Annotated in this window: 11 protein-coding genes; 9 read left to right on the top strand and 2 right to left on the bottom strand. The window is 37.9% G+C overall.

Features of this window, described 5'->3' with window-relative positions:
- The first annotated feature begins 11 nt into the window (after positions 1-11).
- The 3 genes from KO524_RS13305 to KO524_RS13295 all read left to right on the top strand — a co-directional run bounded on the left by KO524_RS13305 (position 12) and on the right by KO524_RS13295 (position 3,704).
- Positions 12-1,613, top strand: a complete 1,602-nt coding sequence (locus KO524_RS13305; RefSeq protein ID WP_219294722.1) for a hypothetical protein — start codon at positions 12-14, stop codon at positions 1,611-1,613.
- Between the two features lie 157 nt (positions 1,614-1,770).
- On the top strand, positions 1,771-2,382 hold the full coding sequence (locus tag KO524_RS13300) for a hypothetical protein (protein ID WP_219294721.1): 612 nt from the start codon (positions 1,771-1,773) through the stop codon (positions 2,380-2,382).
- Positions 2,383-2,447: 65 nt separating this feature from the next.
- Entirely contained in the window at positions 2,448-3,704 is a 1,257-nt protein-coding gene (locus tag KO524_RS13295; RefSeq protein WP_219294720.1) for a gliding motility-associated C-terminal domain-containing protein, read from the top strand.
- Between the two features lie 152 nt (positions 3,705-3,856).
- Here KO524_RS13295 and KO524_RS13290 read toward each other — a convergent pair whose 3' ends face one another.
- Positions 3,857-4,492: a thymidine kinase gene (locus KO524_RS13290; protein ID WP_219294719.1), complete on the bottom strand. Its 636-nt coding sequence runs from the start codon at positions 4,490-4,492 to the stop codon at positions 3,857-3,859.
- Positions 4,493-4,595: 103 nt separating this feature from the next.
- On the opposite strand from KO524_RS13290, the gene KO524_RS13285 reads away from it, so the two are divergent.
- The 5 genes from KO524_RS13285 to KO524_RS13265 all read left to right on the top strand — a co-directional run bounded on the left by KO524_RS13285 (position 4,596) and on the right by KO524_RS13265 (position 9,725).
- A complete protein-coding gene (locus tag KO524_RS13285; protein ID WP_219294718.1) occupies positions 4,596-5,690 on the top strand; it encodes a hypothetical protein in 1,095 nt (364 codons plus the stop codon).
- Between the two features lie 9 nt (positions 5,691-5,699).
- Positions 5,700-6,371 carry a 16S rRNA (cytidine(1402)-2'-O)-methyltransferase gene (gene rsmI, locus KO524_RS13280; protein ID WP_219294717.1) on the top strand — a complete coding sequence of 224 codons (672 nt, stop codon included), beginning with the start codon at positions 5,700-5,702 and terminating at the stop codon, positions 6,369-6,371.
- 92 nt (positions 6,372-6,463) lie between these two features.
- Positions 6,464-6,883 (top strand): OsmC family protein, encoded by a 420-nt coding sequence (locus tag KO524_RS13275; protein ID WP_219294716.1) that lies wholly within the window; start codon positions 6,464-6,466, stop codon positions 6,881-6,883.
- A 9-nt stretch (positions 6,884-6,892) separates the two neighbouring features.
- The gene (gene recJ / locus KO524_RS13270; RefSeq protein WP_219294715.1) at positions 6,893-8,599 is read left to right on the top strand and encodes a single-stranded-DNA-specific exonuclease RecJ; all 1,707 of its coding nucleotides are present in this window, start codon (positions 6,893-6,895) and stop codon (positions 8,597-8,599) included.
- A gap of 136 nt (positions 8,600-8,735) precedes the next feature.
- Positions 8,736-9,725 (top strand): aspartate-semialdehyde dehydrogenase, encoded by a 990-nt coding sequence (locus KO524_RS13265; RefSeq protein ID WP_219294714.1) that lies wholly within the window; start codon positions 8,736-8,738, stop codon positions 9,723-9,725.
- A gap of 125 nt (positions 9,726-9,850) precedes the next feature.
- Here the strand turns inward: KO524_RS13265 and KO524_RS13260 are convergent, their stop codons facing one another.
- Entirely contained in the window at positions 9,851-11,038 is a 1,188-nt protein-coding gene (locus KO524_RS13260) for an aromatic amino acid transporter (protein ID WP_219294713.1), read from the bottom strand.
- A gap of 237 nt (positions 11,039-11,275) precedes the next feature.
- Here KO524_RS13260 and KO524_RS13255 point away from each other — a divergent pair, with 237 nt between their 5' ends.
- On the top strand, positions 11,276-11,641 hold the full coding sequence (locus tag KO524_RS13255) for a hypothetical protein (protein ID WP_219294712.1): 366 nt from the start codon (positions 11,276-11,278) through the stop codon (positions 11,639-11,641).
- Positions 11,642-11,687: the final 46 nt, after the last annotated feature.

Below are 11,687 nucleotides of genomic sequence, written 5' to 3'. Positions count from 1 at the left end.
TACTAAAAATTATGAAAAGAATTACACTATCGGTAGCAATCCTGCTGTTTGGAGGAGTCTACATGGCAAATGCGCAGGTCGGAATAGGAACACCTAATCCGAATTCTGCAGCACAATTAGACATTGTATCAGGGAATAAGGGGGTTTTAATACCTCGTGTAGAATTGACAACAACAACAGATTTTAGTCCAATCATTGGTGATCAGGCTGAAAGTTTATTGGTGTATAATACCAAGCCTCAGAATGATGTAGCTTTGGGATTCTATTATTGGTCTGCTAATAAATGGAATAGAATCATCAATCAAACAGATTTAGATACCGCAATAAATAATTTCGGAGGAGATCTTACAGAGATTAAAAAACTCGTTAGTTTTATCTTGCCTAGTAGTCCGGTTAACAATCCGGCTGTACCGCAAACTCATACTACGATGGTTTATAATCCAACGACCAAGCAGATTTCTTTTGTAACATACGATACGGCTACGAGTTCGTATAAAACGGATTTGGTTGATATTGCTTCTGTGGTTGCAGGTGCGGAGACCAAAACCTTTATCAGAACAATAACAGCAGCAGGTGGTAATGTACAACATATATATTTCGGTGAGCAAGCTATTCAAAATTGGATTGCAGCGAATCCGGCAACCAATACGGTAGCTAATATTCCAGATAATGCTCCAGGTGGTGTAACCATTGATGCGGGAGCAGATATCGTGCAGAATTTTGAAAATATTTTAAATCAATCTACTACCTATGGAGCAGGTCAGATGACGATTAGAAATATCATAAAAGAACTCGCAGGTGTTGCAGATGGTAACGTGATTTACAAAAACATCGGAGTTGCTCCAGCGGTGGAGTGGGTATTCCAATATTGGAATGGTACTGCATATACAACGATTTCATTGGCTGATTTAGTGCACGAAATTGAAACCAAAACAAGAATCATTAAAACGACAGTAGCTACCGAAATCATCTATAACTACGCCAATGAGGGTAATATACCTGATGCTAGTGGTGTAGCAACGGTTGGTACGCCAGATGTAATCAATGTTACAGCGGATATGGTAACGTCGATTACCAATAATGAAAATGTTAAAACAGCTATAAAGAATGTTTTAAGAGGCGGTGGAAATGTGTTTTACACCTTGACTGAAATCTTAGCAGCAGATAATGATGGAACAGCTATTCCTGCAAAGTCTCTATACACAGTAGATGCTACGGGTAAGAAGGTGCTGATTGACATCTCTGGTGCGGTAATGACAACCATTACTAACAATGCAGGTGATATTAAAACGATTTTAGGTGATAAATACAATTCCACAACACATTTCAAAACTGGTGATACCTGGATTGATGGAAAATCGATTTATGCTTTTAAAACGACTACGACTATGTCTTTGAACTCAGCAGTGGCTTCAGCAATTACGCTACCGATTACCGCAGGAAATATTGTTAGCGTTAGATTGTATAAAGGAGGGAATCTAGTGACTTCAGCTACTACGGATTTGGTTCTAACTGGAGGAACAACCTTGAATTTTAACATTGGAACAGGAACGATGTATAACGTACTTCCAATAGGGGCTTACGATGTGATTGTAGAGTTCTCTGCGGACTAATATATACCTTAAAATAAGTCTATACAGCTACTGCATAGACTTATTTAAATAAATTAATAAATCTATGGCCACGCCATTTGTACCGCAATTTAAATGGATTGTTAGGTTATAGATGATGGGACTATAGTACTGTTGGAAAAACAAAAACAAGCTATCTATGAAAAATGTTTACACCTTAGTTGTTGCCCTGTTTGCAGTGTCTGCTTTTGCCCAGGTAAAAGTTGGAAGTAATCCGCAAACGATTAATTCCAATGCACTTTTGGAAATAGAGGGAAATAAAGGGCTTTTGATGCCGAGAATGGCTTTAGAGCGAACCACATTGTCTGCTCCTTTAACCGCACATGTTTTGGGTATGACGGTGTATAATACGGCTACGGTTAACGATGTTAAACCCGGATTCTATTATAATGATGGAGCAAAATGGTCTAAGTTAATTACATCGGATGATAAGGCAGTAAAGTTTTTTTATATGCCTTCCATAGCTTTTGATACCTCTCAGGATCGCTTAGCTCAAACTAAGGATTTGTACACAGAATACAAAAATCAGTTTTCGCTAGCTGCAACGGGACATCATGTCATCAGCCAGGGAGCGCCAGCAGCGGGAATCCCTTACTTTGGTACGGCAACCGATTTATATTATTATATTACAGAATATGATCCGGCAGTTTTTCAAAATATAACGATTAATGCAAATGGAGTAATGACGTATGACGTTAAAGCCGCAACAACAGATTGTTCTTTGATAAACATCGTTTTTGTGGTTAAGTAAGGATGTCGTTTTTTACGATATGTTTAAAAGTACAATGAGTATTTAAATAGTGTAACTCTATTATTATGAACAGCAAAAGAATTTCTGTAATTACGGCGATGAGTCTTCTTTTTATTCCGAGCGTTATGGCGCAAACGGTAAACAAGGGGCAGATGGTAATTTTACCTAAAACGGAAATTTCCACCTTGCTAGATTTGCAAAATAAAGAGTCTGGGGTTATTATAAACGATGGGGTTTTTTATATATATAAAGACTTTCATAACGATGGTTTATTTGATTATTCGACAAATGCAACCACGGGCTATGCCGTATTTCAAAATAATACAAACCAAGCACAGCTGTTGACAGGTAATAAACCGAGTTCGTTTTACGATGTTTTATTTGACAACAACAAACAAGTGAGCGCTTTTGATTTAAAAAACGACATGAGTATAGGAGGAACGGCCAATTTTTTAAATGGGGTAGTTCTAATAGACTCCTTAAAAGGAGCTCTGGTGTTTCAGAAAGATGCCTTAGCCATCAATGTATCCAATGCGAGTCATGCCGACGGAGAAGTAGAGAAAATTGGAAATAAAGCCTTTGAGATGCCTATAGGTCAGGATGGTTTTTACCGTCGGGCTATTATAGGAACTTCAGAAAACATTGCAAATTCATTTTTGGGGAAATATTATCACAAAAATTCCAATGCCAATCAGCCCCACTTAAACAAGAAAGAATCCATCAAATTCATTGATGACAAAGAATATTGGACCATTACAAAAAATGGTGGAACGAGTGATATCGTACTTACATTAACTTGGAATGAAGAAACTACTGCCAAAGAAATTACTGCAGAAAATGCCAAAGATCTTAAAATTGTTCGTTGGGATAAAGACCTCCAAATTTGGGTAGACGAAGGCGGGATTGTCGATCTGAGTACAAAGACCGTAACCTCGATTACGAAGGTCGGTGGGTATGGCGTTTTTACCTTAGCATTAGGTAAAGAAAACACAATCGTTGAGATAGGGGATGTGGTGATTTACAATGGGGTAACACCTAATGGAGATGGAGATAACGATTATTTTGTAATTGAAAACATACAAAAATATCCAAACAATACCGTTGAAATATATAATCGTTGGGGTGTGAAGGTTTTTGAAACCAAAAACTACAATTCTAGTGGTAATGTGTTTAAAGGAGTATCGGAAGGAAGGGTAACCGTTAAGAAAAATGATAAATTACCGACGGGTACTTATTATTACATTCTTAAATACGAGCGCGTTACTAAAGACGGTTCTCATATGGAAACCAAAGTGGGGTATCTTCACTTAGAAAACAATTAAATTGGGTTTTTAGATTAAAAATAGTGTTTTGTGGAATTGTGTTGTAATTAATTTTAAGCGAGCATCCGTCATAAGGTGCTCGTTTTTTTTATTATATAAACAGGTTATCTGGAAATTAATAGCCGAATAGTCACCAGTACGAGCATGCTTTTTTAAGATTCCTGTCGGTCCGATTCGATTTTACTGCGTTCTTCCAAAAGATTGTTTTTTTGTTCTTTTAGGGCATTAAAATAGGCTGCTCTGCTCAAGGGTTCATATTCTTCGGTTTCACCGAGTAAAACCAAATTGTCGTTCGCGGCTTTTCTAAAGCTGTAATGAGCTAAGTTTCCGGTTCTGGTACAAACGGCATGTACTTTGGTTACGTATTCTGCTGTAGCCATTAAAGCGGGCATGGGGCCAAAGGGGTTTCCTTTGAAATCCATATCCAATCCGGCTACTATAACACGAATACCTGCATTGGCCAAATCGTTGCAAACCCTTACAATTTCATCATCAAAAAACTGGGCCTCATCAATACCAACAACATCACAGCCATCTGCTAATATTCTAATATTAGCTGCGGCGGGAACGGCGGTTGAACGGATTTCATTGAAATCGTGCGAAACCACATTTTCCTCGTCGTATCGCGTATCGACCGACGGTTTGAATATTTCGACTTTTTGTTTGGCAAACTGAGCGCGTTTGAGTCGGCGAATCAATTCTTCCGTTTTACCGGAAAACATCGATCCACAGATCACTTCAATCCAACCAAATTGTTCTTTGTGATTAACGGGATTTTCGAGAAACATTTTGTAATTTTCAGGCTGTAACCAGCAGTTTTTTCTGTTACTTTTGTAACAAGGCAAATTTACCAAAAAAAGCGTGTGTTTTTCTTAATCTAAAATAAAAGTTATGAAGAAAGTATTAGAAGCAGAATTGTTAAGTATCGCTCATCGAATACTACAAATGAAAAATAAAGATGATGTTCAAAACCTTTATCAGGAATCTAAAGAACTCTATGAAAAACTCTTAATTTTAAAATTTCATGAAGATAATTTCAATCTGATTCAGCCCAATATTAGTGCGGGAGAGATTGAGAATAAATTAGAAAAGGCATACCAAGTAGAGGCTACGACAAGGAGTCAAATGCCGATGGATTTGATGGATGAAGAGTATCCTTTGGTGATAGAAACAGAAGTAGAAACGCATAAAATACAAGTAGAAGAGGAGATTGCTATTCAAGCAGAAGCAACGAAAATGGAACTGGAGGTTGAAGAGACTATTGAAGAGCCGATTGCTGTAAATTATACCGATGCAGTCGTAAGCACCCCATATCTGGAAGAAGTGGAAAAGTCAGAGTTGGTTCATTTTTTGGAATCTGAAGATTGGACTAAAGAAGATTTGGAAGAAGAAAAAGCACTGCGCGAGAGTGAAGAACTTGTCGATAGTCAACTAGAAACAGAAGAAAGCAAAGAATTAGAAGAAGTATTAAACCTTCATTTAATCAACAAAGATGGAAGACCTAATGAGGAGCAACAAGAGTTAGTCGTTGAAAAAACGTTGGAAGATTCTTTTTTTGGTGTGGATTATCAAGATGTTGACTTTATACGTGTTGAAGAAATTGATCGCGAGCACGAATTAATGAATGAATTGGTTTTTGAGCCGGTTTTTAACCGATCTAATATTGAGCGAGAGATACCGGTAAGTGAAACGGATCTTTCTCAAATGATTGCGGAAGATAAAACCGAACGACTTAAAACCCTTAATGAAACTTTTTCTCAAAACATCAGCGTGAGCTTAAACGATCGCATTGCTTTTGAAAAACATTTGTTTGGCGGAAGTTCCGAAGATTTTAATCGCGTGTTATCACAGATAAATACTTTTAATAGCCTGGATCAAGCGCTTGCATTTATCGATGATTTGGTAAAACCCGATTATAATTATTGGACAGGTAAAGAGGAATACGTTAGTCGCTTAATGGAATTGATAGAAAAGCGATTTGCTTAACACACAAGAATGGGAAAATTATATATAGTTCCAACTCCGATTGGAAATTTAGACGATATGACTTTTAGAGCGATTAAAGTTTTAAAAGAAGTTGACTTTATTTTAGCAGAAGATACGCGTAATAGCAGTAAGCTTTTAAAGCATTTTGAAATTGGTACGCATATGCAAAGCCACCACATGCACAACGAACACAAAACCGTAGAGGGACTGGTAAAACGCATGCAGGCTGGAGAAAATTTGGCCTTGATTTCCGATGCGGGAACACCGGCGATTTCCGACCCCGGTTTCTTGTTGACCAGAGCTTGTGTTGAAAATGATATTGAAGTAGATTGTTTGCCTGGAGCAACGGCATTTGTGCCCGCGTTGGTCAACAGTGGGCTGCCTAATGACAAGTTTGTCTTTGAGGGATTTTTACCCGATAAAAAGGGACGTCAAACCCGTTATTTGGTTTTGGCTGAAGAAACCAGAACCATGGTTTTATATGTTTCTCCGCATAAGTTGATAAAGACACTTCAAGAATTTAAAGAATACTTTGGTGCTGATCGTCAAATTTCGGTGTCCAGAGAGTTGTCAAAACTTCATGAGGAAACCGTTAGGGGAACCGTGGATCAAGTGGCGCAACACTTTGATGTCAAGGCTCCAAAAGGGGAAATTGTCGTGATTGTAGCGGGAAAGAAATAGAGTAAAACAAACTAAAAGTTAAAAGTCAATGTAGGCTGTTAAACCGCTTTACATTGACTTTTATTTTTTATAAATTTGAAAAAATCAAGATTATGTCACATAAAATAACCACTACTTGGATTGAAAATATGCAATTTGAATCTACCAATCCGGGAGGGAATCTACGTATAGATGCCGGACCAGAGTTTGGAGGTGAGGGCAAGGGATATCGGCCTAAGGCCTTGATGCTTTCTGCATTAGCAGGTTGTTCCGGTTTAGATGTAGCCTCGTTAATTAAAAAAATGCGATTGGATGTTTCCGATTTTAAAATGATAACGGAAGGTATTTTAACCGATACCGAACCGGCCATATATCATACTGTTTTGGTCGATTACCATTTTTACGGACCGGACTTAGATCAGGAAAGATTGACCAAGGCCGTAAATTTATCGGTAGAGAAATACTGCGGCGTGATGGAAATGTTTCGCAAGTTTGCCATGATTAAAATTAATATTCACTTTCACCAAACTTAAATTTAAATTATGCGTTGGACTTTAAAACCTAAACCAACTTCGGAGGAGATTGAGCATCTGGTCAGTGTGTTACAGGTTGATCCACTTATTGCAAGCTTGTTGGTGCAACGCGGTATTAAAACTTTTGAGGAGGCCAAGCGGTTTTTTCGTCCAAAATTAGACGAATTACATGATCCGTATTTGATGAAAGATATGGCTAAAGCAGTTCAAAGGCTGGAAACGGCTTTTGAGAGAAAAGAACGCATCTTGGTTTTTGGCGATTATGATGTAGATGGTACTACTGCGGTGGCTTTAATGTCGTCGTATCTAAAAACGATTTACTCGGAAGTGGATACCTATATTCCAGATCGTTATGGAGAGGGTTATGGTATTTCCAATGCGGGAATTGACTATGCTGAGAATAACGGTATCACTTTAATTGTTGCACTGGATTGCGGGATCAAATCTCTGGATAAAGTGGCGTATGCCCAAGCAAAGGGAATTGATTTTATTATCTGTGATCACCATTTGCCCGGAGAAACCGTACCAGATGCTGTGGCGGTACTCGATCCTAAGCAAAGCGATTGTTCCTATCCATATAAAGAATTATGCGGTTGTGGAGTGGGTTTTAAATTGATACAAGCCTTAGCTGAGAAGCGTGGAAAAACGGTACAAGATTTAATTCCTTACCTCGATTTGGTTGCTACGGCCATTGGAGCAGATATAGTTCCGATTACGGGCGAAAATAGAATTTTGGCTTATTATGGCTTGCAGGTCATCAATGAAAACCCGCGTCCGGGAATACGAGCATTGTTAATGCAATACAAACAAAGATATTTCACCATTACGGACATCGTCTTTAAGGTGGCTCCAAAAATAAATGCCGCGGGACGAATAGAACACGGGAATTTTGCAGTAGCCCTTCTAACAAAATTTACGCTGGAAGAGGCCATACGTGTAGCTGAACAAATTGTTGCTTTTAATTTGGAGCGCAGAGAATTGGATAAAGAAATTACAACTGCTGCTTTAAAGCAGATTCATGACAATGGAGAAACCGATTGTAAATCAACCGTAGTATATAAGGAAACTTGGCATAAAGGTGTTATAGGAATTGTAGCATCGCGATTAATCGAGACCCATTATAGACCCACTTTGGTTTTTACTAAAAGCGGCGATAAATTGGCGGCATCAGCACGATCGGTAAAGAATTTTGATGTTTATAATGCCTTGGAAGCTTGCTCAGATTATCTGGAACAGTTTGGGGGACATATGTATGCAGCGGGTTTAACCTTAGAAGAATCCAAATATCAAGCATTCAAAAACCGCTTTGAAGAAGTAGTGTCGCAAACCATTACAGACGAAATGCTAATTCCCGAAATCGAAATTGATGCGGAAATCGAACTTTGTCAAATCGACGATAAATTCCTTAGGATTCTCAAGCAATTTGAACCGCACGGCCCCGATAATATGGCTCCGGTATTTTACAGCAAAAATCTCTATGATTGTGGTGATATGCGTACTTTGGGTAGTGAAAAAGAACATTTAAAATTAAGTGTTGTTCAACAAAATTCGGAACCGGTTTCCAGTATTGGCTTTGGATTGGGACATTTTTACACCAAACTTTTAGGAAAAAAGCGTTTTAGTATGGCTTATTCACTCGATGAAAATGAGTGGAATGGAAAAGTGAGTACTCAATTTCAAATTAAAGATATTCAAGTCGAAAATAGTTCCAATTAAACAGGCTTTTTTATAAAGTGCATTGGCTATATTTGTCATAAGAAATCATAGGTATTACCTATTTTGATGATTGTTACTAAGTAGGGTGTAAGTAGTTAAATAGGTGATAAGATAATAAATAAAATAATAGGCATATATGAAAATAGCAGTTGTAGGAGCCACCGGTATGGTTGGCGAAATCATGCTAAAAGTCTTAGCAGAGCGAAATTTTCCAATCACCGAGTTAATTCCAGTGGCTTCTGAAAAGTCTGTAGGGAAAGAGCTTGTTTTTAAAGGCAAAAAGTATAAGATTGTGAGCATGGAAGCAGCCGTAAATAGGAAGCCTCAAATTGCGATATTTTCTGCAGGAGGGGAAACTTCATTAGAATGGGCCCCAAAATTTGCAGCAGTAGGAACCACTGTAATCGATAATTCATCGGCATGGAGAATGGATCCAACAATAAAATTAATCGTTCCAGAAATCAATGCGTCTGAATTGACACATACAGATAAGATTATAGCCAATCCCAATTGTTCTACCATACAATTGGTGATGACTTTGGCACCTTTAAAAGAGCAATATGGAATTAAACGGCTGGTAATTTCAACTTATCAATCCATTACGGGTACTGGGGTAAAAGCAGTGCGTCAATTGGACAATGAGTATCAAGATGTAAAGGGGGAAATGGCATATCCTTATCCAATTCACCGCAATGCGATTCCACAATGCGACGTTTTTGAAAGTAACGGTTACACAAAAGAAGAGATGAAGTTGGTTCGAGAAACTCAAAAAATTCTTAATGATACCAGTATCCGCATAACCGCAACTGCCGTTCGTATTCCTGTAGTAGGAGGGCACAGTGAAGCTGTAAATATTGAGTTCGATAGGGATTTTGATGTAGAACGTATCCGTCAGATATTGCACCAAACACCCGGAATTACTTTACAAGATAATCCCGATACCAATACCTATCCCATGCCGATTTATGCATCGGGTAAGGACGACGTCTTTGTAGGTCGAATTCGCCGAGATGAAAGTCAAGTTAATACTGTTAACATGTGGATAGTGTCCGACAATTTACGTAAAGGAGCCGCAACCAATACCATACAGATTGCCGAGTATTTAGTGGCAAACGATTTGGTTTAACACATAAAAAAAGAAAGGACGAAAGTTCTTTCTTTTTTGTTTTTACTGCCTTTTACTTTATTCTGGATTAGATAGGGGGAGGTATAAAGATCTGGTGTAGCTTGTTTAAGTATTTAAGTGTGGTGTTAGTACAAGGCTATCCACAATTGAGAACAAATGATAACTAGGGAAAGTACTAGAATAAAAGCTAAAATACCATATTGCCATATTGGGATTTTAATCTCGTGAAAACGCATGGCTTTTACAAATAGAAAAGTCGGTATAAGAAGCGCCAAAATAACTCCTGCAATAGCAGCATATCCCAATGCTAGTATAAATCCTTGAGGATAAAAAAGTACAAAAATCAAGGGAGGTATAAAGGTCAATAAACCAACAATACTTCGCTGTTGCAATGTTTTTTTCCGCTTTGTCCAATCCATAAAGTAATCAAAAAGCCCAATACTAACTCCGAGGAAAGACGTTCCTAAAGCCGTTGCGGCAAAGATGTTAAAAGCATCGCGAATTAGAGGCGTTTGTGCCATTTCGCGAATACTTATAATCAAACCTTCCAAACCTAAATGTTGTTTGAGTAACCCCATAAATGTCGATTGGTCAAAACTACCTAAAACGACAAACTGCCAAAATAGGTAAATCAAGAGCGGTATAAGACTGCCTAGAATAAAAGCTTTATTCAGTTTTTTTTCATCGCCATTGAGGTATTTTACGATACTGGGAATACTGCCATGAAATCCGAACGAAGTAAATACTACGGGAATCGCAGTAAAAATCAATCCTTTTTCTATCGGTAGCTGAAGTAAATTATCCTGTTGCACGTAGGGAAACAAGATTATTAATAAGAGGATAAGGAAAACGATTTTTGTTAAAAAAAGCATACGGGAAAACAAATCGACCCATCGGGTGCTAATGGTTACTATGCCGCCGAATAGTAAAGTGAATAAAACAGCACCCCAACGCGCGTCAATTGGAACGCTGAACCAACGTTGCAGTTGGTCGTTTAAAATACTGCCGCCACCAGATATATAAGCTGCCGTGAGGGCATAAATCAAAAATAACAAACTGAATCCTGCCATATTATTACCAAAAGCACCCAAATATTTTTTGGTTAAAGTGTCAAAACCGTCCGTAGGATTGTTATAACGGTAAACTCGAACCATCAACAAAGCAGTATAACACATGGCAAACCAGATCAGGACGAGTAATATACTGATTCCGATAAAGCCAACACCGGCAGAAGTTATAGGCATAGCCAACATACCTCCTCCAATAGAAGAGCCCGCTACGAGCAAAATACTGCCTAAAAGTCTGTTTTTCATTTTTATTTGATTTGAATTACTGTTTTTGTAGTAAAAAAGGGATAATTCTCTAGGACAACAATCATTAATTTAAGACAAAAGTACTAAAACATACGGAATCGAATTGGAGGAAAAACGCCATATAAAACCCAAATTTTTGCCAAAAAAAACCAATTTTCAATAATTCTTAAAACGCTTCCTTCACAAAAAATAGGTAAAATTTTTTTAAAGCGCGGATTGTTATCTATATTTGCGCTTATGAAAAGTAAAAATGCCATATCAAAATTATTGCTTATAACTGCACTGCTATTTACAGTAGTGTTTCAGTTTGCGCATAGTTTATCGCATTTTTCGGACGATTTGCACTCTTTTACGGATGTGAAAACCGCCACTTTGACTTCGCAAAACGACAATCAGTCCACGCATTTTTCTACAGCCGAACACGCTATGGAAAAGTGTTTTGCCTGTGATTTTTTTCTAAGTCCTTTCTTGCAAACAGAAAGTTTGGTTTTCCAAGTTGTGGAAAACACCCATTACAATCCTATAAAAACCCTAGTAGAGGTACCATTCTATACGGTTACTTCTATTTTCTTTTCGCTTCGTGCACCCCCAGCTTTATTTTAAATAACGAGAATGGAACTCTTGGGATATGACATCCTTTAAGAGCTTA

It is taken from the genome of Flavobacterium sp. NKUCC04_CG, from assembly GCF_019345525.1.
Classification (GTDB): domain Bacteria; phylum Bacteroidota; class Bacteroidia; order Flavobacteriales; family Flavobacteriaceae; genus Flavobacterium.
The sequence above is the reverse complement of the archived record's forward strand: the minus strand, read 5'-3'. Positions and strand labels throughout refer to the sequence as shown.

What these genes read in the sequence shown, in the direction of transcription:
- KO524_RS13305 (WP_219294722.1), top strand. Translation starts at nt 12, where the DNA reads ATGAAAAGAATTACACTATCGGTAGCAATCCTGCTGTTTGGAGGAGTC.
- KO524_RS13255 (WP_219294712.1), top strand. Translation starts at nt 11,276, where the DNA reads ATGAAAAGTAAAAATGCCATATCAAAATTATTGCTTATAACTGCACTG.
- rsmI (WP_219294717.1), top strand. Translation starts at nt 5,700, where the DNA reads ATGGGAAAATTATATATAGTTCCAACTCCGATTGGAAATTTAGACGAT.
- KO524_RS13265 (WP_219294714.1), top strand. Translation starts at nt 8,736, where the DNA reads ATGAAAATAGCAGTTGTAGGAGCCACCGGTATGGTTGGCGAAATCATG.
- KO524_RS13260 (WP_219294713.1), bottom strand. Translation starts at nt 11,038, where the DNA reads ATGAAAAACAGACTTTTAGGCAGTATTTTGCTCGTAGCGGGCTCTTCT.
- KO524_RS13290 (WP_219294719.1), bottom strand. Translation starts at nt 4,492, where the DNA reads ATGTTTCTCGAAAATCCCGTTAATCACAAAGAACAATTTGGTTGGATT.
- KO524_RS13275 (WP_219294716.1), top strand. Translation starts at nt 6,464, where the DNA reads ATGTCACATAAAATAACCACTACTTGGATTGAAAATATGCAATTTGAA.
- KO524_RS13285 (WP_219294718.1), top strand. Translation starts at nt 4,596, where the DNA reads ATGAAGAAAGTATTAGAAGCAGAATTGTTAAGTATCGCTCATCGAATA.
- KO524_RS13300 (WP_219294721.1), top strand. Translation starts at nt 1,771, where the DNA reads ATGAAAAATGTTTACACCTTAGTTGTTGCCCTGTTTGCAGTGTCTGCT.
- recJ (WP_219294715.1), top strand. Translation starts at nt 6,893, where the DNA reads ATGCGTTGGACTTTAAAACCTAAACCAACTTCGGAGGAGATTGAGCAT.
- KO524_RS13295 (WP_219294720.1), top strand. Translation starts at nt 2,448, where the DNA reads ATGAACAGCAAAAGAATTTCTGTAATTACGGCGATGAGTCTTCTTTTT.